At 70.2% G+C, this 26247-nt stretch carries 25 protein-coding genes; 16 read left to right on the top strand and 9 right to left on the bottom strand.

Going from position 1 to position 26247, the window contains the following annotated elements; genetic code table 11:
- Position 1: 1 nt before the first annotated feature.
- Together ACQBJO_RS00965 and ACQBJO_RS00960 are read left to right on the top strand one after the other, a co-directional pair.
- Positions 2-589, top strand: coding sequence for a hypothetical protein (locus ACQBJO_RS00965; RefSeq protein ID WP_421007978.1), 588 nt, complete (start codon positions 2-4; stop codon positions 587-589).
- A 31-nt stretch (positions 590-620) separates the two neighbouring features.
- Positions 621-881, top strand: a complete 261-nt coding sequence (locus ACQBJO_RS00960) for a hypothetical protein (protein ID WP_421007977.1) — start codon at positions 621-623, stop codon at positions 879-881.
- Positions 882-1008: 127 nt separating this feature from the next.
- Here the strand turns inward: ACQBJO_RS00960 and gdhA are convergent, their stop codons facing one another.
- Positions 1009-2364 (bottom strand): NADP-specific glutamate dehydrogenase, encoded by a 1356-nt coding sequence (gdhA, locus tag ACQBJO_RS00955; protein ID WP_421007976.1) that lies wholly within the window; start codon positions 2362-2364, stop codon positions 1009-1011.
- 107 nt (positions 2365-2471) lie between these two features.
- Between gdhA and ACQBJO_RS00950 the strand changes: the two genes are divergently transcribed.
- From ACQBJO_RS00950 to ACQBJO_RS00930, 5 genes are read left to right on the top strand one after another with little or no spacing between them, the layout of a single operon-like run.
- Positions 2472-2786 (top strand): GNAT family N-acetyltransferase, encoded by a 315-nt coding sequence (locus tag ACQBJO_RS00950; RefSeq protein ID WP_421007975.1) that lies wholly within the window; start codon positions 2472-2474, stop codon positions 2784-2786.
- A gap of 2 nt (positions 2787-2788) precedes the next feature.
- Positions 2789-3700, top strand: a complete 912-nt coding sequence (locus ACQBJO_RS00945; RefSeq protein ID WP_421008220.1) for an exodeoxyribonuclease III — start codon at positions 2789-2791, stop codon at positions 3698-3700.
- A gap of 16 nt (positions 3701-3716) precedes the next feature.
- On the top strand, positions 3717-4595 hold the full coding sequence (locus tag ACQBJO_RS00940) for a bile acid:sodium symporter family protein (RefSeq protein ID WP_255185002.1): 879 nt from the start codon (positions 3717-3719) through the stop codon (positions 4593-4595).
- 9 nt (positions 4596-4604) lie between these two features.
- Positions 4605-4961: an ArsC/Spx/MgsR family protein gene (locus ACQBJO_RS00935; protein ID WP_421007974.1), complete on the top strand. Its 357-nt coding sequence runs from the start codon at positions 4605-4607 to the stop codon at positions 4959-4961.
- A gap of 25 nt (positions 4962-4986) precedes the next feature.
- Positions 4987-5307, top strand: a complete 321-nt coding sequence (locus ACQBJO_RS00930) for a putative quinol monooxygenase (RefSeq protein WP_035903762.1) — start codon at positions 4987-4989, stop codon at positions 5305-5307.
- A gap of 80 nt (positions 5308-5387) precedes the next feature.
- Here ACQBJO_RS00930 and ACQBJO_RS00925 read toward each other — a convergent pair whose 3' ends face one another.
- A complete protein-coding gene (locus ACQBJO_RS00925) occupies positions 5388-6695 on the bottom strand; it encodes a hypothetical protein (RefSeq protein ID WP_421007973.1) in 1308 nt (435 codons plus the stop codon).
- Positions 6696-6784: 89 nt separating this feature from the next.
- On the opposite strand from ACQBJO_RS00925, the gene ACQBJO_RS00920 reads away from it, so the two are divergent.
- The gene (locus ACQBJO_RS00920; protein ID WP_421007972.1) at positions 6785-7852 is read left to right on the top strand and encodes an App1 family protein; all 1068 of its coding nucleotides are present in this window, start codon (positions 6785-6787) and stop codon (positions 7850-7852) included.
- Positions 7845-8705, top strand: coding sequence for an Fpg/Nei family DNA glycosylase (locus ACQBJO_RS00915; RefSeq protein ID WP_421007971.1), 861 nt, complete (start codon positions 7845-7847; stop codon positions 8703-8705). The genes ACQBJO_RS00920 and ACQBJO_RS00915 overlap by 8 nt, the downstream gene beginning before the upstream one ends.
- Before the next feature lie 3 nt (positions 8706-8708).
- Here the strand turns inward: ACQBJO_RS00915 and ACQBJO_RS00910 are convergent, their stop codons facing one another.
- Positions 8709-9437, bottom strand: coding sequence for a FadR/GntR family transcriptional regulator (locus ACQBJO_RS00910; protein ID WP_421007970.1), 729 nt, complete (start codon positions 9435-9437; stop codon positions 8709-8711).
- 173 nt (positions 9438-9610) lie between these two features.
- Between ACQBJO_RS00910 and ACQBJO_RS00905 the strand changes: the two genes are divergently transcribed.
- The 4 genes from ACQBJO_RS00905 to ACQBJO_RS00890 are packed head-to-tail and all read left to right on the top strand — an operon-like array spanning position 9611 to position 14206.
- Positions 9611-11341 (top strand): L-lactate permease, encoded by a 1731-nt coding sequence (locus ACQBJO_RS00905; protein ID WP_083545914.1) that lies wholly within the window; start codon positions 9611-9613, stop codon positions 11339-11341.
- The gene (locus tag ACQBJO_RS00900) at positions 11338-12102 is read left to right on the top strand and encodes a (Fe-S)-binding protein (protein ID WP_421008219.1); all 765 of its coding nucleotides are present in this window, start codon (positions 11338-11340) and stop codon (positions 12100-12102) included. Before ACQBJO_RS00905 ends, ACQBJO_RS00900 begins: the two co-directional genes overlap by 4 nt.
- Positions 12099-13565, top strand: coding sequence for a LutB/LldF family L-lactate oxidation iron-sulfur protein (locus ACQBJO_RS00895; protein ID WP_421007969.1), 1467 nt, complete (start codon positions 12099-12101; stop codon positions 13563-13565). The genes ACQBJO_RS00900 and ACQBJO_RS00895 overlap by 4 nt, the downstream gene beginning before the upstream one ends.
- Complete coding sequence (locus ACQBJO_RS00890) at positions 13562-14206, top strand: LutC/YkgG family protein (protein WP_421007968.1); 645 nt, start codon at positions 13562-13564, stop codon at positions 14204-14206. Before ACQBJO_RS00895 ends, ACQBJO_RS00890 begins: the two co-directional genes overlap by 4 nt.
- Positions 14207-14327: 121 nt before the next feature.
- On the opposite strand, the gene ACQBJO_RS00885 is transcribed toward ACQBJO_RS00890, so the two are convergent.
- The 5 genes from ACQBJO_RS00885 to ACQBJO_RS00865 form a co-directional block, all read right to left on the bottom strand.
- Positions 14328-15176, bottom strand: coding sequence for a hypothetical protein (locus ACQBJO_RS00885; protein ID WP_255184992.1), 849 nt, complete (start codon positions 15174-15176; stop codon positions 14328-14330).
- Between the two features lie 4 nt (positions 15177-15180).
- The gene (locus ACQBJO_RS00880; RefSeq protein ID WP_421007967.1) at positions 15181-15873 is read right to left on the bottom strand and encodes a response regulator; all 693 of its coding nucleotides are present in this window, start codon (positions 15871-15873) and stop codon (positions 15181-15183) included.
- Positions 15873-17159, bottom strand: a complete 1287-nt coding sequence (locus tag ACQBJO_RS00875; protein ID WP_421007966.1) for a sensor histidine kinase — start codon at positions 17157-17159, stop codon at positions 15873-15875. Before ACQBJO_RS00875 ends, ACQBJO_RS00880 begins: the two co-directional genes overlap by 1 nt.
- Before the next feature lie 90 nt (positions 17160-17249).
- On the bottom strand, positions 17250-18029 hold the full coding sequence (locus ACQBJO_RS00870; protein ID WP_421007965.1) for a fructosamine kinase family protein: 780 nt from the start codon (positions 18027-18029) through the stop codon (positions 17250-17252).
- 198 nt (positions 18030-18227) lie between these two features.
- The gene (locus tag ACQBJO_RS00865; RefSeq protein ID WP_421007964.1) at positions 18228-19703 is read right to left on the bottom strand and encodes an NAD-dependent malic enzyme; all 1476 of its coding nucleotides are present in this window, start codon (positions 19701-19703) and stop codon (positions 18228-18230) included.
- A 162-nt stretch (positions 19704-19865) separates the two neighbouring features.
- Between ACQBJO_RS00865 and ACQBJO_RS00860 the strand changes: the two genes are divergently transcribed.
- From ACQBJO_RS00860 to ACQBJO_RS00850, 3 genes are all read left to right on the top strand, one after another.
- Entirely contained in the window at positions 19866-21080 is a 1215-nt protein-coding gene (locus tag ACQBJO_RS00860; protein ID WP_421007963.1) for an ATP-binding protein, read from the top strand.
- A 309-nt stretch (positions 21081-21389) separates the two neighbouring features.
- Positions 21390-22661 (top strand): hypothetical protein, encoded by a 1272-nt coding sequence (locus ACQBJO_RS00855; protein ID WP_421007962.1) that lies wholly within the window; start codon positions 21390-21392, stop codon positions 22659-22661.
- Positions 22658-24235: a DUF4041 domain-containing protein gene (locus tag ACQBJO_RS00850; RefSeq protein WP_421007961.1), complete on the top strand. Its 1578-nt coding sequence runs from the start codon at positions 22658-22660 to the stop codon at positions 24233-24235. The genes ACQBJO_RS00855 and ACQBJO_RS00850 overlap by 4 nt, the downstream gene beginning before the upstream one ends.
- Before the next feature lie 18 nt (positions 24236-24253).
- On the opposite strand, the gene ACQBJO_RS00845 is transcribed toward ACQBJO_RS00850, so the two are convergent.
- Positions 24254-24982: a hypothetical protein gene (locus ACQBJO_RS00845; protein ID WP_421007960.1), complete on the bottom strand. Its 729-nt coding sequence runs from the start codon at positions 24980-24982 to the stop codon at positions 24254-24256.
- Between the last annotated feature and the right edge of the window lie 1265 nt (positions 24983-26247).

Below are 26247 nucleotides of genomic sequence, written 5' to 3'. Positions count from 1 at the left end.
CATGCCGATCGAGATGCGCTCCTTCGCGCGCAGCAGCTTGGACGACGACGAGCGTCGTGAGGTCGAGGCCGTCGCCATGCTCGCCGACCACCTGCGCGACGAGCTCGCCGAGCGCGAGGCCGCCATCAATCAGGCGCACGTCGTCAATGCGCCGAGCAAGGACATCCAGGACATTGTCGCGGAGATCCTCACGGACGAGTTGGGCTTCGCGCAGGAGGTCGTGCTCACTCGGCAGGATGGGATCGTCACTCACGCCCGGCCCGATTTCGTCTACTCACTGTCACCCGGTCGCGGGGTCATGGCCGAGGTCGAGCGTGGTGGCACTCTCAACAACAACCACGACCTCAAGGACATGTGGAAGGCGCACATCGCGCAGGACGTGCAGCACCTCTTCCTCGTCGTGCCCAACTCCAATTGGACCCGGACCGGCGGGGGCCGGGAGAAGCCCTACCCGCGCGTCCTGAACCGGATCGGAGCCTTCTTCGGCACGCCACGGCGAGAGGTCGATGTCCTGTCGGCCCACGTCTTCGGATACGGCTGGCTGAGTTTGGAAGCTGCAGGTCAGCTACGACCCGACGGCGGGAGCTGACACCCCCTTCGGCGCAGCTCAGGGTGGCGGAATGACCCGACACACCCAGCGCCCTGACCACACCGCCGAGCTCACGAAACTGCGCGCCCGCCTCTACTCACCCGAGCTCAGCCCGCTCGAGGCGAGTGCCATGCTCACGGCGACGGAACTGCTGCGCCTCCACGAGAGCGGGGGCTTCGAGATCTGCACGAGCATCCATGCCGCGGGGATGGTCCGACTGTGTCTCGGGACCCCCTTCGAGCTGGTGCACCTCGAGGACCATGACTGCTGTGACTGCTGCGGGTGCACATGAGCCGCAAGCCCGTCCATGCGCGAACAGCCAGCCACAGCTCGTATCGCCGGCTGCACCACGAGCTGTGGCTGACCACTCGAGGTGTGGCCAGCCACAGTTTGTGGTCGAGGTGGTGGAGGAGCGGGGGTCAGATGACGCCCTGGGCGACCATGGCGTCGGCGACCTTGATGTAGCCGGCGAGGTTGGCGCCGGCGACGTAGTCACCCGGGACGTCGAACTCCTCGGCGGTCTCGAGGCAGTTGGCGTGGATGTCGCGCATGATCTCCTCGAGGCGCAGCTCGGTCTCCTCGAAGCCCCACGAGTCGCGGCTCGCGTTCTGCTGCATCTCGAGCGCGGAGGTGGCCACGCCACCGGCGTTGGAGGCCTTGCCCGGCGCGTAGAGCGTGCCGGCGTCGCGGAAGACCTCGATCGCCTCCGGCACGCACGGCATGTTGGCGCCCTCGGCGACGAGCCGGACACCGTTCTTCACGAGGGTGCGGGCGTGCTCCTCGGAGAGCTCGTTCTGCGTGGCGCAGGGCAGGGCGACGTCGCAGGGCACGTCCCAGATGGTGCCGTCGGCGATGTGGCGGGCGGACCCTCCCTTCGCCTCGGCGTAGTCGGTGAGGCGACCACGCTGCACCTCCTTGACCTCCTGCAGCAGGGCCAGGTCGATGCCGGACTCGTCGACGACGTAGCCGCCCGAGTCGGAGACGGCGACGACGGTGCCGCCGAGCTGGTGGACCTTCTCCACGGCGTAGATCGCCACATTGCCGGAGCCCGAGACGACGACCCGCTTGCCGTCGAAGGACTCCCCCTTCGCCTTGAGCATCTCCTGGGCGAAGAAGACGGTGCCGTAGCCGGTCGCCTCGGTGCGCACCTGCGAGCCACCCCACGACAGGCCCTTGCCGGTGAGGACGCCGGCCTCCCAACTGTTGGTGATGCGCTTGTACTGGCCGAAGAGGTAGCCCAGCTCGCGCCCGCCGACGCCGATGTCACCCGCCGGCACGTCCGTGTACTCGCCGATGTGGCGGTAGAGCTCGGTCATGAAGGACTGGCAGAAGCGCATGATCTCGGCGTCGGACTTGCCCTTGGGGTCGAAGTCGGAGCCACCCTTGCCGCCACCGATCGGCATGCCGGTCAGCGAGTTCTTGAAGACCTGCTCGAAGCCGAGGAACTTGATGATCGACAGGTTGACGCTCGGGTGGAAGCGCAGGCCGCCCTTGTAGGGGCCGAGCGCGGAGTTGAACTCGACGCGGAAGCCTCGGTTGATCTCGACGTCCCCGGAGTCCGTGGTCCACGGCACGCGGAAGATGATCTGCCGCTCCGGCTCGCACATCCGCTTGAGGATCGACCACTGCGCGTACTCGTCGACGCGGCCGGCGATCGGCGACAGCGACTGCATGACCTCGTAGACGGCCTGGTGGAACTCGCGCTCACCGGGGTTGCGCGCGATCACCTCGTCGAAGTGCCCCTGGAAGTTGGGGTGCAGGGCCTGGGTGGTCACAGCCGATCTCCTTCGAAGGGGGTGGGGTCGCCTCACGTTAACCGCCGCGGGTTCGGGGCTGCCGGGCTGTCCGAGGGTTGTCCCTGTCACGTGCGAGGCTTGGCGCCATGAGCGCTTCCGTGAGCCAAGAGACCGGACCCGACCGCTTCGAGGTGAGCTCCGACGGCGTCGTCGCCGGCTTCACCCAGTTCGTCGACCACGACGGTCGCCGAGTTTTCTTCCACACCGAGGTCGGCGAGGAGTTCGGCGGGCAGGGCCTGGCCGGCATCGTCGTCGAGGAGGCCGTGCGGGCCACCCGCGAGGAGGACCTGACCGTCGTGCCGGTCTGCCCCTACGTCAAGAAGTGGCTGACCAAGCACACCGACCACGGCGCCACCATCGCGCAGCCGACCCCCGAAGACCTGGCCGCGATCCCGCAGTGACCCTGCGCGTCGCCACCTTCAACGTCAACGGCATCCGGGCGGCGCAGCGCCGAGGCTTCGAGGCATGGCTCGCCGAGCGCGAGCCCGATGTCGTCGCGCTCCAGGAGGTGCGCTGCCCGCCCGCGCAGCTGCCCCCTGGCGTCTTCGGTGACCACCACCTGACCTACGAGCCGGGCCAGATCGCCGGCCGCAACGGCGTCGCCGTGCTCACCCGCACCCGCCCCGCGGCGGTGCGCACCTGGGACGGCGAGGTCCTCATGCGTGCACCCGGCGAGGAGCACCTGCACACCGAGCCGTCCCCGCCGGGCACGATGGCGCGCGGGTTGTCCCCCTTCGCCTCCGAGGGGCGCTACGTCGAGGTGGACCTCTCCGACCAGCCCCTCACCGTGGCCTCTTTGTACCTGCCGAAGGGAGGGCTGCCGGCCCACCTGCAGAAGCCCGGCGGGCGCGAGGCCCCGGACGGCGGGGCGAAGTACGAGCGCAAGATGGGCTTCCTCGCCTCCTTCGCCCGTCAGCTCGACCGCTCCCGCAAGTCGGCACGGGCGGCGGGGCGCGAGTTCCTCCTGCTCGGCGACCTCAACGTCGCGCACACGCAGCTCGACGTCACCAACTGGCGCGCCAACCAGAAGTCCGAGGGATTCCTGCCCGAGGAGCGCGAGTGGTTCGACTCGATCGTCTCGCCGCGCACCCTCGTCGACGTCGTGCGGCGCATGCACCCCGACACGACCGGCCCGATGTCCTGGTGGTCGTGGATGGGCGGCGCCTTTGACCGCGACACCGGCTGGCGGATCGACTACCACCTGGCCACCCCCGACCTGGCGAAGCGCGCGGTCGCTGCCGGCACCGACCGGCCGGCCAGCGGACCGGAGCGGGTGAGCGACCACGCGGCAGTGGTGGTGGACTACGACTACTGACGGGTAACCTCTCGTCATGGACCAGTCGCCGGCCCTGACCATCGGGCTCCCCATCGCCATCGGCATCGTCATGCTCGGACTCGGGCTGTCGCTCACCCGGGCCGACTTCACCCGGGTGCGGGAGGCCCCGCGAGCGGTCGTCGTGGCCTTGGGGCTGCAGATGCTCTTCCTGCCCGTGCTCGCCTACGGGCTCATCCGGCTCTTCGACCTCGACCCGCTGCTCGCCGTCGGTGTCATGCTCCTGGCCGCGGCCCCGGGCGGGACGACGGCCGGCATGTTCAGCTACCTCTTCCGCGGCGACGTCGCGCTCAACATCACGCTGACGGCGCTCAACTCGATCCTGTGCATCGTCACCCTCCCCCTCATCACGGGGTGGGCGGTCAACCACTTCGACGCGGGCAGCGAAGGGGTGGGTGTGCAGCTCGGCAAGTTCGCCAGCGTCGTCGCCGTCGTGCTCGTCCCGGTCGCCATCGGCATGTGGATCCGCTCGGCGCGGCCCACGATCGCGGAGCGCGCTGAGCGACCGATCCGCATCTTCGCCATCGTCTTCCTCGTGCTCGTCGCCATCGGCGCGATCGTCGCCGAGCGGGACAACGTCGTCGACTACGCGCAGTCCGCAGGCGTGGTCGTCGCGCTGCTGTGCGGCCTCTCCCTCACGCTGGGCTATGTCGTCGCCCGACTGCTGCGGCTGAGCCGTCCGCAGGGCGTGGCCACCGCCTTCGAGGTCGGCATCCACAACACGACGCTCGCGATGACCCTCGCCCTGAGCGTCATGGGCAGCACCGAGATCGCCATCCCCGCCGCCGTCTACTCGATCGTCATGAACATCTTCGGCTTCGCCTTCGGCATCGCCCTCAACCGCATGCCCGAGCGGGCTGTCGTCCCGGCCGTCTAGGTTGACCCCATGAGCGATGTCACCGTGCTGCACAACCCGAAGTGCTCGACCTCCCGCGCCGCCGTCGAGACGATCGAGGGCGCCGGGGTGGATGCCGAGGTGCACCAGTACCTCAAGCAGCCCCTCGACGAGGCCGCGCTGCGCGAGCTCATCGGCAAGCTCGAGGACGAGCCGACCGACCTCGTGCGCCGCGACTCCTTCTTCAAGGACCAGGACCTGACCGACGCCGACGTCGCGACGGTCGACCAGGTCGTCGCCGTCCTCGTCGAGCACCCGCGCCTCATGCAGCGCCCGGTGGTCGTCAAGGGCGACCGGGCGATCATCGGCCGGCCCAAGGACCGGGTTGCTCCCTTCGTCCGGGGCTGACGCGCCCGGAGACTACAGTGGAGTCATGATCCTCATCGTCGTGAAGTTCCGCACCAAGCCCGAGTACACCGAGCGGTGGCCGGAGATCGTGGACGAGTTCACCCGGGCCACGCGCGCCGAGCCGGGCAACATCTTCTTCGAGTGGTCGAGGAGCCTGGAGACCAAGGACGAGTGGGTGCTCGTCGAGGCCTTCCAGGACGACGCCGCCGAGGCCCACGTCGGCAGCGACCACTTCGCGGCGGCCATGGAGTCGATGCGCCCGGCGATCACCGAGACCCCGCGCGTCATCAGCCGCACCGTCGAGGGCAGCGGCTGGGACGAGATGGGCGAGCTGAAGGTCGACTGACCACTCAGCAGGACCTTCCCCGGCCTCGCAGGAGCTTCATCCTCGTGCGAGGCCGGGGATTTTTTTGCGTGACCCGGACGTCACGGGGCGGGTGAGGCGACCCGCCGCAGTGCCCCGTGGTCGATCAGTTCGGCGACCGCCTCGCCCACGATCCGGTCTGCCTCGGGATGCTCCCCGAGTTCCGCGACGACGGTGGCGGTGAGCTCGGCGACGGTGACCGGTTCGCGCGCAGCCCGCCAGACCACGGCCCCCGGACCGGCCAGGCGAAGGGGGCGTGCCCCGGCGAGCACGAGCACCTCGCCGTCGCAGGCGATGGCGTCCGACCACGGCGCCCTGACGACCCTGGCCGCCCCCTCCGGCTCCAGGTCCCGGGGCAACTCCATATCCCGGGGCGCCGGGGACTCCCCGTCGTCCGAACTGCGCAAAACCCTAGGGTTTTGCGAAGTTCTGTCGTCCGAACTTCGCAAAACCCTAGGGTCCTGCGACGTTCTGGGGGCGGTCGGAGGCACCTCGTCGCGGGGCAGGCGCTCCTGCGGGCGCGGGGGCAGGTGCTCCCAGGTCGGCTCGACGGGAGCGGCCTGCGCCAGGTGCTCGGCGACGAGCTCGTGGCAGGTGGCGACCTCGGCGTAGACGAGGCGGGCGGGGGCGCCGCCGGCCGTCACGGCGCGGGCGAGGCGGTCGAGGCCGTCGTCGAGCCACCACGTCGACGAGGTCTCCGGGATTACGGCGAGCAGCTGGTCGACGAGCCCGACCGGCTCGATCCGCGAAGAGGTCACCGCGGAATCGCGGGCGAGGGTGAGCAGGGCGGCGATCCGCGGCGCAGGCGGGGTCGGGCCCAGACCCGACTCGTCCGGCGACGGCTCGGCCTTGTGCCACGGGTCGGCAGGGTCGATGACGAGCGAAGGGGGCTTCGGGTGCGGCGCGATCCGCCCGTCGCCGCGCAGCACGACCGACTCGTCGGTGACATAGCCGAGCCGCTGGCCGAGCACCGAGGTCGCCGTCGACTTGCCCCCTCCGGAGGGGGCGACGAGCACGACCGCGCGGCCGTCGGGGTCGGCGAGCGCCGCGGCGTGCAGGAGGGTCACGCGGCCGCGCAGCCGGGTCAGGCCCAGCCGGGTGATCTCCCGCGAGAGGACATAGGGCAGGCGCTCGAGGTCACTGGCGACGACCGTGGCTCCCGTCCCGTCGCCGGCCAGCCCGACGCGCAGCATCTGCGGCTCGTCGTCGAGGAGCAAGGTCGTCGGGTCGGCCGCGAGCTCGGCGCAGCGCCCCCAGCGGGCGCGCATCTCGGCGGCGGCAGCCGCGGGCAGCGCCGACAGGTCGAGGGTCCACGCGCACCCCATCGTCACGAGGTCCACCACCTCGTCCCCCGCCACCTGCACAGCCACCGCGTGCACTCCCTTCGCCGGGCGTCACTCTGCCAGAGAGGCCCCGGTGCGGCGACGATCGCCGCCGACCGACCACTAGGCTCGGGCCCATGCCGCGACCGCACGCAGCCGCGATCTTCGAGGACGCCTGGAACCGCCAGGTGGCCGGCGCCATGCGCCGCCGGGGTTGGGGCACCCGCGTGCTCGCCCACACCGGCTACGGCAGCACCGACCGCATCCGCGTCCTCGGCCGGGTCCTCATGACCCGGCGCCCCTACGCCCCGGCCGCCGCCGACGCCCGCGCCACGTGGCTTGAGCTGCGCACCGCCGACAACGAGCGAAGGGGGTGGCGCGTCTTCTTCACCACCCCGGCGGCGGGTGAGCCGGTCACCGTGACGATCGGCGAGCGCGAGTTCCGCACCCGGGTCGATCGCTCCGGGCTGCTCGACCTGACGATCACGGACCACGGGCTCGAGCCCGGCTGGCACGACCTGAGCATCTCCTCGCCACGCGCCGCCGACACGACGGCGGCGGTCTTCGTCGTCGCGCCGGGCGAGACCTTCGGCATCGTCTCCGACATCGACGACACGATCATCACGACGACGATGCCGCGGCCGATGATCGCCGCGTGGAACACCTTCTTCCGCCACGAGGGCACGCGCCGTGCCGTCCCCGGCATGGCGACGATGTACCGCGAGCTGCTCGCCGAGCACCCGGGCGCGCCGATCGTCTACGTCTCGACCGGCGCGTGGAACCTCGTGCCCGCCCTCACCCGCTTCCTGCGCCGCGCCGGCTACCCGCTCGGACCGATGCTCATGACCGACTGGGGGCCGACGAACACCGGCTGGTTCCGCTCCGGGCAGGACCACAAGCGCGCCGCGCTGCACCGGCTCGGGCGGGAGCTGCCCGAGGTGCGCTGGGTGCTCATCGGCGACGACGGCCAGCACGACCCGAGCCTCTACGGCGAGTTCGCCGAGCAGCTGCCCGAGCGGGTGCGCGCCATCGGGATCCGTGTGCTGTCGACGACGGAGCAGCTGCTCAGCCACTTCACCCCGATCTCGACCGACGACTTCGAGCAGCACGTCGGCGTCGAGCTGCCGATCTGCCGAGCCAACGACGGCTGGACGATGCTCGAGCAGATGCGCGAGGCCCTCGGGACGGAGCGGACCGGTGCCTGAACTGCCGGAGGTCCAAGGGCTCGTCGACTTCCTCGGCGAGCGGATGGCCGGGCTGGCGGTCGAGTCGCTGGAGCTCGCGTCCTTCTCCGTGCTCAAGACCTTCGACCCGCCACCGCAGGCCCTCGCCGGCGCGCCCGTCGACGGGGTGACCCGCCACGGCAAGTGGATCGACATCGACTGCGACGGCATCCACCTCGTGCTGCACCTCGCCCGCGCCGGCTGGGTCCGCTGGTCCGAGGAGTTGCCGCGCACCGTGCTGCGGCCCGGCAAGTCACCCATCGCGCTGCGGGTGCGGCTCGTCGACGGCTCGGGCTTCGACGTCACCGAGGCCGGCACGAAGAAGAGCCTCGCCGCCTACCTCGTGCGCGACGTGCAGGCCGTGCCGGGCATCGCGAGCTTGGGACCCGACCCGCTCGCCGACGACTTCACCCGCGAGGCCTTCGGCGAGCTGCTCGCCGGCCGCTCCGCCCAGATCAAGGGCGTGCTGCGCGACCAGTCGGTCATCGCGGGGGTGGGCAATGCCTACTCCGACGAGGTCCTGCACGTGGCAAGGCTGTCTCCCTTCGCCAAGGCGTCGACCCTGACCGACGAGCAGGTGGACACGCTCTACCAGGCCCTGCGCTCGACCCTGACCGACGCCGTCGCGGCTGCCTCGGGCAAGCCGGCGAAGGAACTCAAGGACGCCAAGCGGGCCGGGATGCGGGTCCACGGACGCACTGGCGAGGCCTGCCCCGTGTGCGGTGACGTCGTGCGCGAGGTGAGCTTCGCCGACCGGTCGCTGCAGTACTGCGCCACCTGTCAGACCGGCGGCAAGCCCCTCGCCGACCGGCGGACGAGCAAGTTCCTCAAGTAGCCGTCAGTCGGTGGTGATCAGCCGCCATGCCGAGCGGATGTGCTCCTCCGTGGCCGCCGCCGCGAGATCACCGTCGCCGGCCGCGATCGCCGCGTGGATCCGCCGGTGGTCCGCCCGCAGCTTGTCGGCGACCTCGTCCCAGTCGCCGACGGTGCGGAAGGCGTCGAGGATCGGCAGCCGCATCGACTCACGGATGGCTGCGGTGACGTCGCGAGCCAGCTGGTTGCCCGCGGCCTCGGCGAGCGCGACGTGGAAGGCGGTGTCGTGGTCGTTGAACCGCTCCCGGTCGATCCCCGGGGTCTCCATGAGGTCGAGCAGCCGGGTCATCTCGGCCAGTTGCTCCGGTGTCGCGTGGGCCGCGGCGAGGCGCACGCTCACCGTCTCGAGAGCCACCCGCACCTCGAGCACGTCGGGCAGCGGGAAGTTGGCGAGCGCCACGTGCAGGCGCAGCAGACGGGCGAGGGCGCCGCTGGGCACCGCGGTGATCATCGTCCCGCCGGCGCCACCGGCCCCGACCGACGAACGCACGACCCCCTGGGCCTCGAGCGTGCGTACCGCCTCGCGGACCGCAGCACGACCCACGTCGAGCATCCGGGCCAGCTCGCGCTCCGCCGGCAGGGTGTCGCCGACCCGCAGCCGACCGTCGAGGATGCGCTCGTCGACCCACGCGAGCACGACCTCGTAGGCCTTGAGGCCCGCTCCGGGCCTCGCGGGGCTGGGATCTTCGATCACGAGCACAGGATGGCACGGCCTCGCGGCGGCCGGGAGAAGTGGTCGGACCATTATCGGTTCTTTTGGTCCGACCATTGACGGGATGGCCTCACCGGGTCTACGGTCGATCCTCGACGCAATGGTCCGACCATTACGTCGATCCTCCCGCCCGACGACGTGCACCCGGAGCCCCGATGACCCCCACCGCCGTACCGATGGACTTCACACCGGAGATCGCTCCGGTGCTCGACAGCCTCACCGTCTCAGCCCTCGTGGCCCTCGTGCCGCTGGTGACGATCTTCGTCACCCTCGGCCTGCTGAAGTGGAAGGCGCACTGGGCCGGCCTGACCGCCGTGGCGGTCGCGATCCTCGTGGCGGTCGTCTTCTTCGGGATGCCAGCCCACCTCGCCGCGCTCGCGGCGACCGAGGGCGCCGTCTTCGGCCTCTTCCCCATCATGTGGATCGTCTTCACCGCGATCGTCCTCTACGAGGTCACGGTGCGCTCGGGTCACTTCGAGGACCTGCGCGCGACCTTCCGGCTCATCTCCGACGACCCGCGGATCCAGGCGATCATCATCGCCTTCTGCTTCGGCGCGCTCCTCGAGGCCCTCGCCGGCTTCGGCGCCCCCGTGGCCATCACCGGCGTCATGCTCATGGCGGTGGGCTTCGCCCCCCTTCGCGCCGCCACGGTCGTGCTGCTGGCCAACACCGCCCCCGTCGCCTTCGGGGCCATCGCCATCCCGATCCTCACCGCCGGCAACCTCACCGGCATCCCCTACGAGGAGATCGGTGCCTACGTCGGCCACCAGGCACCGATCATCGCCATCTTCGTACCGCTGCTCCTCGTCTTCATGGTCGACGGGCGAAGGGGGGTCCGCCAGACCTGGCCGGCCGCCGTCGTCATCGGCCTCGCCTTCGCCATCACCCAGTGGGTCTCGGCGACGTGGATCTCGGTCGAGATGACCGACATCATCGCCTCCCTCGTCTCGCTCGCCGTCGCCGTCGCCTTCCTGCGGACCTGGCAGCCGACCGGCGGTGACGAGGCCACCGAGTCGCTCCAGGTCGAGCGGGAGCAGCAGTTCGCGCTCGCCGGGGCCGACGGCCCTACGACCGGCGGCGGGTCGGCCGACGCCTACCAGATCACGCCCGAGGAGCTCGACTCCCAGGCCCGCGCCCTCACGCCGCGCCGCATCGCCTGGGCGATGTTCCCCTACGTCCTCGTCGTCGCCGTCTTCTCGATCGCCAAGCTCGTGCCGGCCGTCGACACCTGGCTCACGGGGACCAACGTCAAGATCCCCTGGCCCGGACTGGCCGGTGAGGTGCTCACCCACGACGGCAGCGTCAACGCCTCGGCGACCTACTCCTTCTCCTGGCTCTCCTCCCCCGGCACCATGCTCCTCGCCTGCGCCGTCGTCGTGGCCCTGGCCTACGGGATCGGCTTCTCCGGCCTGGCCGCCGAGATGAAGGAGACCGCGGTGAAGATGCGCTGGGCCTTCGTCACCGTCGCCTCGGTCCTCGCCCTCGCCTACGTCATGAACCTCTCCGGGCAGACGATCACCATCGGCGCCTGGATCGCCGGGACCGGAACCGCCTTCGCCTTCCTCAGCCCCTTGCTCGGGTGGCTCGGCACGGCGGTCACCGGCTCGGACACGAGCGCCAACGCGCTCTTCGCCACCCTGCAGCAGAGCGCCGCCGAGCGGGCGGGGATCGACCCGACCCTGCTCGTCGCGGCCAACACCTCCGGAGGAGTCGTCGGCAAGATGATCAGCCCGCAGAACCTCACGATCGCGGCCACGGCCGTCGGTCTCGTCGGCCAGGAGTCCGCCATCCTGCGCAAGGTGCTCCCCTGGAGCATCGGACTCATCGTCGTCATGTGCCTCATCGTCGGCCTGCAGTCGACAGTCCTGTCGTGGATGCTCCCGTGACCGCGCCGGCCCGCACCGACCTCAAGGTCGCCCTCTTCGCCACGTGCTTCAACGACACGATGTGGCCGGGCACGCCCAAGGCGACCGTGCGCCTGCTCGAGCGGCTCGGGGTCCGGGTCGAGTTCCCCATGGAGCAGGCCTGCTGCGGCCAGGTGCTCACCAACACCGGCTACGGCCGCAACGCCGTGCCGATGGTGCAGCGCTTCGCCGACGTCTTCGAGGGCTACGACGCCGTCGTGGCGCCGTCGGGCTCGTGCGTCGGCTCGGTGCGCGAGCAGCACGCGACGATCGCCCGGCAGGCCGGTGAGGAGCGGCTGCTCGGCCGGGTGCAGGAGGTGACGCCCAGGGTCCACGAGCTGTCCGAGTTCCTCGTCGACGTGCTCGGCGTGACCGATGTCGGGGCGCACTTCCCCCACCGGGTCACCTACCACCCGACCTGCCACTCGCTGCGCATGCTGCGGGTCGGCGACAAGCCGCTGCAGCTGCTGCGCGCGGTCCGCGGGCTCGAGCTCGTCGACCTGCCTGGCGACACGGAGTGCTGCGGCTTCGGCGGGACCTTTGCGGTGAAGAACGCGGACGTCTCCGTCGCGATGGGCGCCGACAAGTGCCGCAACATCCGCTCGACCGACGCCGAGGTCGTCGTCGCGAGCGACAACTCCTGCCTGGCCCACATCGGCGGGATGCTCGACCGGCAGCGGTCGGGGGTCCGGCAGATGCACCTGGCGGAGATCCTGGCCAGCACCGAGGAGGACCCCGCATGAGCACGCAGGCACGAGGCGGACCGGTCCAGCAGACGTCGTCCACCTTCATCGGCATGCCGGCCTTCCCCGAGGCCGCCCGTGAGGCGCTCGACAACACCCAGCAGCGCAAGAACCTGCGCCACGCGACCCACACGATCCGCGACAAGCGGGCCGCGGTCGTCGACGAGCTCCCCGAGTGGGAGGCCCTGAGGGTTGCCGGCGCGGACGCCAAGGACGAGGCGCTGACCCACCTCGCCGACTACCTCGAGCAGCTCGAGGAGTCGCTCGTCGCGCAGGGGGCCACGGTCCACTGGGCGCGTGACGCCGTCGAGGCCAACCGCATCGCGCTGGAGATCGCGCGGGCCAAGGAGGTCGACGAGGTCGTCAAGGTCAAGTCGATGGCGACCCAGGAGATCGAGCTCAACGAGGCCCTCGAGGAGGCCGGCGTCCACGCGTGGGAGACCGACCTCGCCGAGCTCATCGTCCAGCTCGGGCACGACCGCCCCAGCCACATCCTCGTCCCCGCGATCCACCGCAACCGCAACGAGATCCGTGAGATCTTCCTCCGCGAGATGGCCAAGGTGGGCCGCCCCGCCCCTGACGACCTCACCGAGGACCCGGCACGCCTGGCGGAGGCCGCGCGCCTGCACCTGCGCGAGAAGTTCCTGCGGGCCAGGGTCGGCATCTCCGGCGCCAACTTCGCCATCGCCGACACCGGCACCCTCGTCGTCGTCGAGTCCGAGGGCAACGGCCGGATGTGCCTGACCCTGCCCGAGACGCTCATCTCCGTCGTGGGCATCGAAAAGGTCCTGCCGACGTGGGACGACCTCGCGCCGATGATGCAGCTCCTCCCCCGGTCGAGCACCGGCGAGCGGATGAACCCCTACACGACGATGTGGACCGGCGCCCATGACGGCGACGGCCCGCAGGACGTGCACGTGATCCTCCTCGACAACGGTCGCAGCCACGTCCTCGCCGACACCGTCGGCCGTGAGGCGCTGCGCTGCATCCGCTGCTCGGCCTGCCTCAACGTCTGCCCGGTCTACGAGCGCACCGGCGGCCACGCCTACGGCTCCGTCTACCCGGGTCCGATCGGCGCGGTGCTCAACCCGCAGCTGCGCGGCACCAGCAGCGCGGTCGACCAGTCGCTGCCCTATGCCTCGAGCCTGTGCGGCGCCTGCTTCGACGCGTGCCCGGTGCGGATCAACATCCCCGAGCTGCTCGTCGAGCTGCGCGGGCGGGTCACCGAGGAGGGCCACGCCGCCGAGAGCGCGGCCATGAAGGCCGCGGCGTGGGTGCTCTCCGACCCCAAGCGGCTCGCCGGCGCCCAGCGGGCCTCGAGCCTCGTCGGCCGGGTCGTCGGCGACCGGACGATCCGATCACTGCCCGGCCTCGGCGCGTGGACCAGTGCGCGCGACGTCCCCACCCCACCCACCGAGAGCTTCCGCCAGTGGTGGGCTCGCGAGAGAGGCGATGACCGATGAGTGCACGCGAGGAGATTCTGCGCCGGGTCCGCGACGCGACCACCGACGTCACCACGTCGGCCGGCGCGACCCCCCGCGAGCCGCTGACCGGCAGCGGTGCGGTCGGCGCAGACGGGCTGACGCAGTTCGTCGAGACGGTCGAGGACTACCGGGCCGACGTCGTCCGGGTCGGCCCCGACGGGGTGGCCGTGGCCATCACGGCCGCCCTGCGCGAGCGCGGCTGCGGCAGCGTCGTCGTCCCCGAGGGCCTGGAGCCCACGTGGGTCGACGCCGTGGCCGAGGTCGCCGAGGTGCGACGTGAGACGCAGACCCGCACGCACGCGGACCTCGACGCCACGGACGGCGTCGTCACCGCGGCGGCCCTGGGCATCGCGGTCACCGGCACGATCGTGCTCGACCACCGCGCGGACCAGGGCCGGCGGGCGCTCACCCTCGTGCCCGACACCCACGTGTGCGTCGTGCGCGCGGACCAGGTCGTGCAGGACGTGCCCGATGCGGTGGCCCGGCTGCGGCCCGACGCCGGTGACGCCCGGCCGCTGACCTGGATCAGCGGGCCGAGCGCCACGAGCGACATCGAGCTGCAGCGGGTCGAGGGCGTCCACGGCCCGCGCAACCTGGTCGTCCTGCTCGTCGAGGGCTGATCCGGGCCGCGCCCCTGCACCTGCACCTGCACCAGGACCCCAAGGTCCTGCGCGCCCAACTCCGCAAGACCCCAGGGTCTTGCGGAGTTGGGGGCAGCGCTCGGCTGCGCGGGGCGCAGGCTCAGCTCGGGTCGACCCTGATCGCCCCGACGCCGTTGTCCAGCGTGATCCGGCGGCTCGCGGACGGGTCGCTGCCGATGGAGTTGGCGACCTCGGTGGAGCCGCTGGAGGTCGCGACCCGGTAGCCCACGGTGTCGGGCACCCGCACCACCAGCTCGCCGACGCCGACGCTCGCCTCGACCGTCCGGGGCGGCTCGACGGCCTCGTAGTCGAGCGCCCCGACGCCGATGTCGACGCTCAGGTGCTCGCCCTCGGCCTCGGCGACGGTCACGTCACCGACGCCGACCTCGACGTCCACGTCGCGGGTCATGCCCTCCACGCTCACCGCGCCGACGCCCTGCTCGATGTCGACCTCGGTGTCGGCCGGCACGACGACGAGCCAGTCGACCTCGCAGACCGTGCCGATCGCCGGCCCGGTGCACGACGAGGACAGCCGCGTGGTGTCGCCGCTCGTGCGCACGCTGGTGCGCGGCTCCCACAGCCCCCAGGTGCGCGTCGTCGTCACGTGCGGCGTCTCGCCGGGCTCGGCCGCGCGCACCCGGACGTCACCGACCTGGGCGTTGATCTCGAGGGAGCCGGCGGCGGTGATGCGCTGGTCGGAGGTGGCCGACTGCTTGAGCATCGGGCCGACGAGGCTCAGACCTGCCACGACGACCAGCACGACGGCGACGAGCAGCGCGAGGACCCGGATCGGGCCGACGGGAGTGCGCGAGGGGCGCGGCTCCGCCGCGAGGCGGACCGTCTCGGCCCGACGCGCCTCACGCTCGCGCGAGGCGTCGGTGCGATAGCGATCGCGCAGCTCGGGGTCGGTGGGCTCGCCCGGTCGGGGCGGCAGCGGGGTGGTCGTCATCGTCTCAGTCCTCCTGGTCGAGCCAGCGCAGGACGGCGAGCACCCGGCGGTGGTCACCCTCTGCCGGCGGCAGGTCGAGCTTGGTGAAGATCGAGGTCACGTGCTTCTCCACGGCCCCGTCGGAGATGTGGAGCTCCTTGCCGATCGCGGAGTTGGTCCGGCCCTGGGCCATGAGCCCGAGGACGTCCCGCTCGCGCGGCGTGAGCGCGGCCAGCGGGTCGGCGTGCCGGGCCCGCGTGAGCAGCTGGGTGACGACCTCGGGGTCGAGCACCGTGCCGCCGGCGGCGACGTCGCGCAGCGCGCCGATGAAGTCGCTCGTGTCGGCGACGCGGTCCTTGAGGAGGTACCCGACCCCCTTCGACCTCGCCGCGACGAGCTCGGTGGCGTACTGCTCCTCGACGTACTGCGACAGGACCATGACGGCGGTCTCGGGGTGCTTGTCGCGCACCGCGAGCGCCGCGACGATCCCCTCGGAGGTGAAGGTCGGGGGCATCCGCACGTCGACGACGACGAGGTCGGGCCCGTGCTCGTCGACGGCGGCGACGAAGGTCTCGGCGTCGGGGCACGCGGCCGCCACGTCGAAGCCGGCCGAGGTCAGCAGGCGCACGATGCCGTCGCGCAGCAGGACCGAGTCCTCGGCGAGGACCACGCGGGTCGCGGGGGTCTCGTCGGTCTGGGTCATGGTCGGCTCGGTCATCACAGGCTCCGTCCGGGGCGAAGGGGGAGGGTTGCGGTCAGGGTGGTCGGTCCCCCGGTCGGGGAGGTGACCTCGAGGGTGCCGTCGACGGCGCTCACGCGCTGCCGCAGGCCGGTCAGGCCGGTGCCGCGGGAGGGGTCGGCACCGCCGCGGCCGTCGTCGGTGACCGTGGCGACGACGTGCTGCTCGTCCTTCGTCACGACGACGCGGGCGTGCTCGGCGCGGGAGTGCTTCGCGACATTGGTCAGGGCCTCGCTGACGACGAAGTAGGCGATCGCCTCGGTCGTCGGGTCGACCCGGCCGACCTCGTGCACCTCGACGGAGGTGGGCACGGCGGCGCGGGCGGCCAGGGCGGGCAACGCCGCCTCGAGACCGCGGTCGGCGAGGATCGGCGGCACGATGCCGCGGGCGACGTGGCGCATCTCGACGATGGCCTCCTTGGCGCTGCGGTGTGCCTCGTCGACGAGCTCGGCGGCCGCCGCGGGGTCGCGGTCGATCGCCTCCTTGGCCATGCCGAGGGTCATCGCGATCGCGACCATCCGCTGCTGCGGCCCGTCGTGCAGGTCGCGCTCGATGCGGCGACGCTCGGCCTCGACGGAGTCGACGGCCTCGCGGCGCGACTCGCTGAGGGTGTCGACGCGGGCGGTGAGGTGCTCGACGACCTTGCGCTCGTCGCGCCCGAGGAGCCAGCGGGCGAGCATGACGTCGACCGAGGTGAGCCCGTGGGCGACCAGCGGCATGACGACGAGGGTGACGAGCGCGATGGTCCAGGCGCTGGCCAGGCCGATGACCCCGTCGACGGGGATCCACCCGAAGACCGAGATCCCGCTGTCGGGCAGGCGGCTGCCGAGCAGCGGCACGAAGAGCAGCAGGAGCGCCTGGGTGAGGACCGCCAGCGTGAGCCAGCCCATGAAGCTGCCCCACAGCGCGTGCAGCGCGAAGTACGCGGTGCTGCGCCACGAGTGCACGTCGAAGAAGAGCCGCCGCCACAGCGGCTGCGCCCGCCGCGCCGGCGGGTGCACCTGACGCCCGGTCAGCGCGATGATCCGGTGCCGCTCCGCGTGCCCGAGGACGCCGCAGAGCCACACGAGCGGCACGAGCAGCAGGATCCCGACGCCGCCGGCGGTGATGAGCGCGACGGCGACGAGCACGAGGGTGACGAGCAGCATCGCGCCGATCGACGTCACGGTGCTCGTCAGGAGGAGCAGCACGCTCCCCCAGCCGGCGAGCCAACGCCGCGGGAGGGACAGCCGCTCGAGGGGCGGGGTGATGGTCTGGGTGGTCACGGCATCCAACCTAGGGATCCGAGACGTCCGGGTCTGCCCCGATCTCCCCCGAGACGAAGGGGGGGTCATCCCCCCCTTCGTCAGGTCCGGTCAGGCGTAGGCCCGGGCCATCTCCACGCTTTGGCGCACGTAGTCGCCGCCGAAGACGACGGCGTGGACCATGACCGGGAAGAGCTGGTGCAGGCCGACCCGCTCCTGCCAGCCGTCGGCGAGCGGGGCGGCCTCGTCGTAGGCCGCGATGATGCGGGCGATGTGCGGCGCGGTGAAGAGCAGCAGCATCGCCAGGTCGGTCTCGGCGTGACCGCCGTGCGCGGCCGGGTCGATGAGGACGGGCCCCTCGCGGGTCCAGATGATGTTGCCCGCCCAGAGGTCGCCGTGGAGGCGGGCTGGCGGCCGACCGTCGTCGAACTCGCCGGACACGAGACGGTCGGCAACCCGTTCGAAGAGGGCGCTGTCGTCCTCCCACAGGCCCTGCGCGCGGCCGAGCTGCAGCATGTGGCGGATGCGCTGCTCGCCGAAGAACTCGCCCCAGCGCTCGGTGGGCTGCAGCGGCATCGGCAGCGGGGAGTCGGCCGGGCCGACGAAACCGTGGCTCGTCCACCGCGCGGGCGGCGCCCCGAAGGCCGGCGCCCCCGCCGCGTGCGTCGCCGCGAGCGCCACCCCGAGCCCGTCGGCATGGAGGTTCGTCGACGGACCCGCGTCGTACTGCAGCAGGTCGATGTGGTCGAGGTCGACGTCCTGCAGCTGCGCGATGCGGGCGCCGCCCTGCTCCTGCGCCTCCGCGAGCCACAGCAGCCCGGCCGCCTCCCAGGAGGAGTAGCCGCGAGGGGCTGCCGAGGTGTCCTTGCGATAGGTGCGGGGAGGCTTCACGTGGTCAAGGGTGCCACCCGCGGACTCGTGCTCAGTACTCCCGCTCCGGACGAAGGGGACGCCGGCGCCTCTCCCCGCTCCGGACGAAGGGGGACGCCGGCGCCCGCCGAAGTCCCTTCGTCGGTCGACGCTGTCACGTCGGTCCGACGGACTTCGGCTTGATGTGCGCCGACATCCCCCTTCGTCCTGCGCTGATGGTCAGCGGACCTGGGGCAGCGTGCCGGTCTCGTCGACGGGGGCGGCGGTGGAGCGCGAGCCGACCTTGATGGGGCCGGTGGCGCCGGCCGAGGTCTTGCCCTCGCCGGCGATGGCGACGGCCACGGTGTCGGCGACGTCGGGGTGGAAGACGCTCGGGATGATGTAGGAGGGGTTGATCTCCTCGTCCTTGACCACCGCCGCGATCGCGTCGGCGGCGCGGATGAGCATCTCGATCGACACGTCCTCGGCGTGGGCGTCGAGCAGCCCGCGGAAGACGCCCGGGAAGGCGAGCACGTTGTTGATCTGGTTGGGGTAGTCGCTGCGGCCGGAGGCGACGACCTTGGCGTACTTCGCGGCCTCGGCCGGGTCGATCTCCGGGTCGGGGTTGGCCAGGGCGAAGACGATCGCGTCGTCGGCCATGTTGTCGCGGATCCACTCGGCCTTGAGCAGGTTGGGCGCCGAGACACCGATGAAGACGTCCGCGCCCTGCAGCCCGTCGGCGAGGTCACCGCGGACCTTGCGCGGGTTCGTCCGCTCGGCGAGCTCGCGCTTGGCGCCGGTCAGGGACTCGTCGTCGGAGGAGAGCAGTCCCTCGCGGTCGTAGACGACGACGTCCTTGGCGCCGGCGGCGAGCAGCAGGGTGACGATCGCCGAGCCGGCGGCACCACCACCGGAGACGACGATGCGCACCTCTTCGAGCCACTTGTCGACGACGCGCAGCGCATTGCGCAGGGCGGCGAGCACGACGATCGCGGTGCCGTGCTGGTCGTCGTGGAAGACCGGGATGTCGAGGCTCTCGCGCAGCCGGCGCTCGATCTCGAAGCAGCGCGGGGCCGCGATGTCCTCGAGGTTGATGCCCCCGAAGCCGGGCGCGATCATCTCGACAGCGCGGATGATCTCCTCGGTGTCCTGCGAGGCCAGGCAGATCGGCCAGGCGTCGATGTCGGCGAACTGCTTGAACAGCGCCGCCTTGCCCTCCATGACCGGCATCGCGGCCTCGGGCCCGATGTTGCCCAGGCCGAGGACGGCCGAGCCGTCGGTGACGACGGCGACGCTGTTGCCCTTGACCGTCAGGCGGCGGGCGTCCTCGGGGTGCTTGGCGATCGCCGACGAGACGCGGCCGACGCCCGGGGTGTAGGCCATCGACAGGTCGTCGCGGGTCTTGAGCGCGACCTTGGACTTCACCGCGATCTTGCCGCCGAGGTGGAGCAGGAAGGTGCGGTCGGAGACCTTGTGCACCTTGACCCCGTCGATCGCCTCGACGGCCTCGACGAGGTCGTCGGTGTGGTTGACGTCGAAGCCGGAGCAGGTCGCGTCGACGACGAGCCGGTCGTGGCGCGAGTCGGCGATGTCGACGGCGGTGACGATGCCGCCCTGCTCGGCGATGGCGGTCGCGATGCGACCGACGACCGCGTAGTCCGGCGAGGTGTGCAGGCGGATGGTGATGGAGTACGACGAAGGGGTTGCTGCGGGCATGTGAGCAGTGTCTCACCGCCGCGACGATGCTCATGGATCGGTCCATATCGGCGACGGCCTAGACGGGCGTAGACGTCACGATCGGACGAAGGGGGCGACGCGCCGATCATCGAATCTGGCGAGATATCCCCCTTCGCCTAGACAGCCGGATACGGTCACATCGTGGACCCGATCACCAACCCCTATGCCCCCGGCGCCGGCCAGCGCCCGCCCGAGCTCGCCGGTCGCGACGAGCAGCTGACGCGCTTCGACGTCGTGCTCAAGCGGATCGTCGCCGGCAAGCCGGAGCGCTCCCTCGTGCTCACCGGGCTGCGCGGGGTCGGCAAGACCGTGCTGCTCAACCAGCTGCGCTCCGCCGCCGTCCGCGCGAAGTGGGGCACCGGCAAGCTCGAGGCTCGCCCCGACCAGGGGCTGCGCCGGCCGCTCGCCAGCGCGCTGCACCAGGCGGTCCGCGAGCTCGGCCACACGCAGGCCGAGGAGGTCGAGCACGTCCTGGGCGTCATCAAGTCCTTCGCCCAGCGGGACGCCAAGCCCGGCACCAAGCTGCGCGAGGTGTGGAACCCCGGCATCGACGCGCCGGCCATCAAGGGGCGCGCCGACTCCGGTGACATCGAGATCGACCTCGTCGAGCTCTTCACCGACGTCGGCGGGCTGGCGGCGGACCTGGGCCGCGGCGTCGCGGTCTTCATCGACGAGATGCAGGACCTCGGCCCCGAGGACATCTCGGCGATCTGCGCGGCCTGCCACGAGATGAGCCAGACGGGTCTGCCGCTCATCGTCGTCGGCGCCGGCCTGCCGCACCTGCCGTCCGTGCTGTCGGCGAGCAAGTCCTACAGCGAGCGGCTCTTCCGCTACCAGCGCATCGACCGACTCGCCCGCGAGGAGGCCGATCGGGCGCTCACCGCGCCGGCCGCCGACGAGCTCGCGGAGTACGAGCAGGCCGCGCTCGACGCGCTCTACTACGCGACCGGCGGTTACCCCTACTTCATCCAGGCCTACGGCAAGGCGGTGTGGGACCAGGCACCGCAGTCGCCGATCCGCGCCGAGGACGTGCGCGTCGCCTCCCCCGAGGCCGAGTCCGAGCTGGCCGTCGGCTTCTTCGGCTCGCGCTACGAGCGCGCGACCCCCGGTGAGCGCGAGTACCTCAAGGCGATGGCCGATGTCGCTGCCGAGATCGCGGCGAAGGGGGAGGAGAGCCTCGACGACATCGAGTCCGTCCTCACCTCGGCCGTGGCCACCTCGCTCGGCAAGAAGCCCCAGTCGCTCTCCCCCGCCCGCGACGCCCTGCTGAAGAAGGGCCTGATCTACTCCGCCGAACGCGGCCGGATCGCCTTCACCGTGCCGCACTTCGGGCGGTACCTGCGCGAGCAGACCTGACCAACCGCCGCAGCTGTCCGGGAACTACCGATTCTGATCATTCGGCCCGTTTTGAACGAGGAGAATGATCAACGTGATCAAAACGCGCTCGTGAACGAGGATTTTGATCATTCTGAACGAGGAAATTGAGCAGAGGGGCGACGCGTCCCGGGCTGTCGGCCCCTCCGCCTATGGTTCACCCAACGGTCGTCGCTCTCGGGCGCCGTAGCCACCGCCCGGTCATAGATCTTTATAGATCGAGCGATCTATAAAGACCTATAACCGGGACGTTCCCTAGACTCATCGGGGGAGCTCGAACCAGGAGGGGATGTGCTGATGTCAGAGCCAAATCGGGGGTCGCTCGCCGCCAAGCGCCACGCAGCGGCGTTGGAGAGGGCCGAGGCGGACAAGGACAGTTGGGCCTCCGTTCAGGACGCGGCAGACCTAGAGGTGGCGGCAGACGACGCCAAGCAGGACGCGATTGACGCCGTAACCGGCATCAACGCTCTGATGGGTCGTGAACGCGCGCAGGCGGAGCGGGAAGCGAAACGCCTGCACGACGAGGCAATGCTGGCTTACGTCGCCTGGGGCAACGCACAGCTCATCGTGGCTTCGGAGGAGTTCGACCGAGTTCTGGCGGACACCCTCGCGGTGGACGACCACGTGGACCTCGATGAGTTCCGCCAGGTCGCTGAGCACCCGGCCTTCGAGTCCGAGTTCGCCGCACCGGCTCCTCAGCCGGCGCCGCTCCAAGCCCCGCCGGAGCCCGTCTTCGAACCCCCAGCTAAGCCGGCAGGTCTGGCGGGCGTGTTCGGTCAGAAGAAGTACCAGGAACGGTGGCACGCGTCGCGGGCGGACTTCGAGCGACGCTGGATGGAATGGCAGGCGGAGACAGCGCAGCTCCCGACCAAGCAGTTAGAGCAGCTGCAACTGCACCAGGCAGCGGAGGACGAGCGAAAGGCAGCTCTGGAGCGTGACCGCGCCCGCTACGACAAGGAGTGTGAGCTGCGCCAACAGGAGGTAGACCGACAGAACTCCGAGCTCGACGACCTCATCGCGCGCTACAGCCGAGGTGAGGCGTCTGCCGTGGAGGAGTACTGCTCGATCGTCTTCGAGAGCTCCGTGTATCCCAAGGAGTTCGAACCTCACGCCGACTTCACCTACGAGCAGCAGAACCGGGAACTCTCGATCTCGCTGCAACTCCCAGCGCCGGACGATCTGCCGACCACGCGTGCCTTCAAGTACGTCAAGGCCCGCGGTGAAATCGACGAGACGGCCCTGCCGGTCAAGGAGCAACGTGAGCGCTACGCGAACCTGATCTACTCGATCACGCTGCGCACGCTGCATGAGTTGTGGGAGGCCGACCGAACAGGTCATATCGACTACGTGGCTCTAGTAGCTGGCGTCGACCACGTCGACCAAGCAACCGGCCTGGAGACTCGGACACCGCTGATCGCAGCAGCCGTGCGTCGCGAAGACTTCGAGGAGATCAACCTCGCGCGAGTCACTCCCGTGGAGACTCTCAAGCACTTGAACGCGGTGCTGTCGAAGAACGCTCATTCGTTGGCAGCCATCTCCGTGCCCGACGGTGTGCGCGGATGACGGACTGGATCTTCAACCCTCCACCAGAGTGGCCTTCTCCCCCGGAGGGGTGGCGGCCCGGCCCCGACTGGCAGCCAGACCCGTCATGGCCACCGGCTCCGGCCGGCTGGCAGTTCTGGGTCGCAGCCCAGGAACAGGACCGCGACACGCCTACCGGGTCAGTCGATGCCCATGATGCTGTAAGCCAGCCGGAACCGCTCTCGGACGAGGACCTCGACGTGGACGTCGAGGAGACCCCGGACATCGATGAAGAAGTCGTGGACGACGTCGAAGCTGCTGAGTCGAGTGGCGACGGCGAACTCGGCATGGTGGAGCCGACAACCTCGGTCGACGACGACCACCTCGCTTCCGACACCTCCGATCTGGCTGGCGGATCGGCCGCGGCCCCGCCGCAGGAGGAGCCTGCCCACCGCAGCGACTTCCCCTCCGGCGGCGGCTCCGCGAGTGACCTGCACGACCTCGAGGAGCAGATCGCGCAACGACGGCGGGATCTGGTTGAGCTGGATGACGCCCTGCTGCTTCAACAGGTGGGCATCTACGAGTATCACCACCCGCTCGAGAACGCCGACGAGTACAAGGAACGCCTCAAGTCACTGCGCGACCGGATCAAGGACACCGTTCGAGAGCGACGCGCGATCGACTCGTCTGATCGATTCGCGTACAACAACTCTCTCGCCCAGGGCAGGAAGATGACTCGCGACTTCAGCAAACTGATGTTTCGGGCCTACAACGCAGAAGCCGACTCCTGCGTACGTTCCCTGCGGGCGGGGTCGATCCAGTCCGCCCTCCAACGGCTCGACCGCTGCATGGACACCGTCGCGCGGCTCGGGGCCATGATGGAACTAGCCGTCTCGCCCGCGTACCACGCTCTCCGAGTCGAGGAACTTGAGCTGACGTCGGACTACCTGTTCAAAGTGCAAGAGGAACGAGAAGCAGCCCGAGAAGAGCGCGAACGACTGCGTGAGGAACGGCGCGCCGAACAAGAGCTGGCGGCAGAGCGAGAGCGACTCGACAAGGAACGCAGCCACTACGAGAACTCCCTACAGCGTCTGCGGGAGAACGGCTCCGCCGAGGACATCGCCGAACTTGAGAAGCGTGTTGCTCAGATCGACGAGGCCATCGAACAGAACGACTTCCGCGCTGCCAACATCCGAGCGGGGTACGTCTACGTCATCAGCAACGTGGGCACTTTCGGGCCCAACGTGGTCAAGATCGGCATGACGCGGCGACTCGACCCCATGGACCGCGTTCGTGAACTCGGAGACGCCTCAGTCCCGTTCCCCTTCGACGTGCACGCGATCTACTTCTCTGACGACGCCGTCACGCTCGAGAATGAGCTCCACAAGGAGTTCGCCGCACTGCGGATGAACCAGGTCAACTTGCGTCGCGAGTTCTTCTTCGCAACCCCCGTCGAAGTACGCGACGTGCTGCGCACAAAGGTCGGCGCCCTCCTGGAGTTCGCAGAGTCACCCGAAGCAACCCAGTACCACCAAAGTGCGGGCCTGTGGCCCCAAGAGCTCCAGGCAGCCGCAGGGGCTCCTGTCCACCGGGAGACGGAACCCGGGCCTGCGTAGGTAGCCGCACGTCCACCACTACGCGCTGTTCGCCCCTTGGCGGAAGAGCCAGAGTTCCAGCTCATCGCCCGCAACTTCGCGGCCGACCTGTTCGCTGGCTTCCGCAGCCCACCACGTGAGCAGGTCGCAGTACCGCTCGTACGTGTGGGTCGGCCAGTTGCCACCCGTTCTCAGCGACCACCACCCGTGATAGATCAGGGCGCCGGCCACGCGGTCATCAAGAATGAGCGCACGGTGACCACTCGCCCCGCCACCGGCGAAGTAGAGCACCTTGGTCAAGAAGGCCGGCCCCAGCCAGGGGATGGCGTTGCTCCTGCCCTTCGGCCGGAGGACCTCGTATCCCGCGACCGGGCTCTCGCGGGCCGCGATGCACGCTTGGCGCAGCAGGTCTGCGGCCTCGGGCATGAGTTCGGCGACGGACCGCAGCCGGCGACGGTTGTTGCGACCTCGCGCGCCCCAGGCGAGAACGTGCCACAAGAAGGACAGGACGTCATCGTCGGAGGTCGCCTCGCCCACAGCTCCTCCGAGCTTGAATACAGAACCGCGTGAAAGCGTCCCCTCGCCGTCAGGAACCACGGGCCCGCCCGGCAGTCCAAACTCTCGGAGTGCGGCGTCCCACCACGCCCGATTGACCGGGACAGCGTGCGTGTGAACGAAATGCTCACGTGGAGTTGCCAACTCGGCCACAACCCCTTCTGGAAGGTCAAGGCGCGACACGTCCGTCGTTCTACGCCTGGGCTCGGTCATGCCAGTCACGTCGTGCCACGGGCTCCTGACTGCGTGGAAGAACTCGGCGTCGTCCTCGTCGAGGTGCGCCCCCCGATGTCGGCCGTCCAAGACGCATCGCGTCTGGGGGTAGATGTTCGAGTAGACCCCGCACGTCCCTGGTCGTCCTCGGTTCACTGGCACCTCCCGCGCACACCCTTTCGCAGTACGAAGCCCGCCACAAGGGTCGCGATGTCGTTGCTGGGTGGTCGGGTCGCAGGCCTTGCGCGTCGGTCGATCACCGGTAACGTTTCGCGCGTCATCCACTGATCTCCAAGAGACCGACAACAACTGAATGGTCGCTGGGGTGCACCAACCACCCATATACAGCCAAGGGACTTACCAACCCTCCGCGCGGCTAGCCAACGCGTGTGCGCCTGACCAGCGCGACCGGGCCAAACACGCTCGCGAGAGGAGATTTCCCTTGCCCGAACATCCAGTTCACCGACCCACGCTCGCTGCTCGTCGCGGGCGTCCCCGGATCTCACCAGAATCCTCCGCGCCCACCGTGCGGGTCGAGGTCCGCCTCCCCCGCGACGTCGCCGCGGACATCGACTCGGTCGCTGACCGGGACAACGTCACCGTCAGCCGCGTGGTGGCTGACGTATGGCGTCGAGGCATGGGTCGAGGTGACGCCATGTAGCCGCCTCCGGGCGAAGCGTCTGGAGCCCAACACCCCCAGACATGCGAAAAGCCGGGCTGCAACCCGGCTGACGCATCGAAGCGCGAATGAGGTTCGCGCCCTTCAATCCAGAACTTCGACCCTTGGAGGTCTACGCATGCCAGTTTGGCGACCCCGCAAGTACCTGTCAACAGCACCAATCGGCCCCTCTAGAGGCGGTGGGAGCTCGTGACGACCGTGACGAAGGCGTCACACCGGCTGGGCAGCCGAGTCGACTACCTGCCTCGGGTCCAAGGCCCGTCGGCTAACTGGGCCGAGGTCCGGCTGGCAGCTGACGGTGACCGTCTCGATGACGTGGTCCGACTGACGCGGGTGACTGTCCGCCGGCGGTCCGGCGTGATGGACGCCAGTCGGGTCGAGGACCTGTCCCTCGACGAGGCCGCGGCTTTGACTCCGGACTCCCTTCTGGAAGTGCGCCGGCCGGTGTCCTATAAGGGGATGCGCAACTACATCGGGCGCATGGCACTCCCCTCGCAGGCGCACGAGGCGCACGCCGGTTGGTTCGAATCGAGGAACGAGCAGGAGCACTATCGCGAGCTGCTCATGCGGCACGCGGTCGTCCAGA

The organism is Janibacter zhangyanbonis (assembly GCF_050507325.1).
Taxonomy (GTDB): Bacteria; Actinomycetota; Actinomycetes; order Actinomycetales; family Dermatophilaceae; genus Janibacter.
Note: the sequence above shows the minus strand (reverse complement) of the source record. Positions and strands in the feature narration are given on the sequence as shown.

What these genes read in the sequence shown, in the direction of transcription:
- ACQBJO_RS00880 (WP_421007967.1), bottom strand. Translation starts at nt 15,873, where the DNA reads ATGACCGAGCCGACCATGACCCAGACCGACGAGACCCCCGCGACCCGC.
- ACQBJO_RS00845 (WP_421007960.1), bottom strand. Translation starts at nt 24,982, where the DNA reads ATGACCGAGCCCAGGCGTAGAACGACGGACGTGTCGCGCCTTGACCTT.
- ACQBJO_RS00890 (WP_421007968.1), top strand. Translation starts at nt 13,562, where the DNA reads ATGAGTGCACGCGAGGAGATTCTGCGCCGGGTCCGCGACGCGACCACC.
- ACQBJO_RS00930 (WP_035903762.1), top strand. Translation starts at nt 4,987, where the DNA reads ATGATCCTCATCGTCGTGAAGTTCCGCACCAAGCCCGAGTACACCGAG.
- ACQBJO_RS00905 (WP_083545914.1), top strand. Translation starts at nt 9,611, where the DNA reads ATGACCCCCACCGCCGTACCGATGGACTTCACACCGGAGATCGCTCCG.
- ACQBJO_RS00865 (WP_421007964.1), bottom strand. Translation starts at nt 19,703, where the DNA reads ATGCCCGCAGCAACCCCTTCGTCGTACTCCATCACCATCCGCCTGCAC.
- ACQBJO_RS00965 (WP_421007978.1), top strand. Translation starts at nt 2, where the DNA reads ATGCCGATCGAGATGCGCTCCTTCGCGCGCAGCAGCTTGGACGACGAC.
- ACQBJO_RS00920 (WP_421007972.1), top strand. Translation starts at nt 6,785, where the DNA reads ATGCCGCGACCGCACGCAGCCGCGATCTTCGAGGACGCCTGGAACCGC.
- ACQBJO_RS00895 (WP_421007969.1), top strand. Translation starts at nt 12,099, where the DNA reads ATGAGCACGCAGGCACGAGGCGGACCGGTCCAGCAGACGTCGTCCACC.
- ACQBJO_RS00950 (WP_421007975.1), top strand. Translation starts at nt 2,472, where the DNA reads ATGAGCGCTTCCGTGAGCCAAGAGACCGGACCCGACCGCTTCGAGGTG.
- ACQBJO_RS00935 (WP_421007974.1), top strand. Translation starts at nt 4,605, where the DNA reads ATGAGCGATGTCACCGTGCTGCACAACCCGAAGTGCTCGACCTCCCGC.
- ACQBJO_RS00960 (WP_421007977.1), top strand. Translation starts at nt 621, where the DNA reads ATGACCCGACACACCCAGCGCCCTGACCACACCGCCGAGCTCACGAAA.
- ACQBJO_RS00850 (WP_421007961.1), top strand. Translation starts at nt 22,658, where the DNA reads ATGACGGACTGGATCTTCAACCCTCCACCAGAGTGGCCTTCTCCCCCG.
- ACQBJO_RS00940 (WP_255185002.1), top strand. Translation starts at nt 3,717, where the DNA reads ATGGACCAGTCGCCGGCCCTGACCATCGGGCTCCCCATCGCCATCGGC.
- ACQBJO_RS00885 (WP_255184992.1), bottom strand. Translation starts at nt 15,176, where the DNA reads ATGACGACCACCCCGCTGCCGCCCCGACCGGGCGAGCCCACCGACCCC.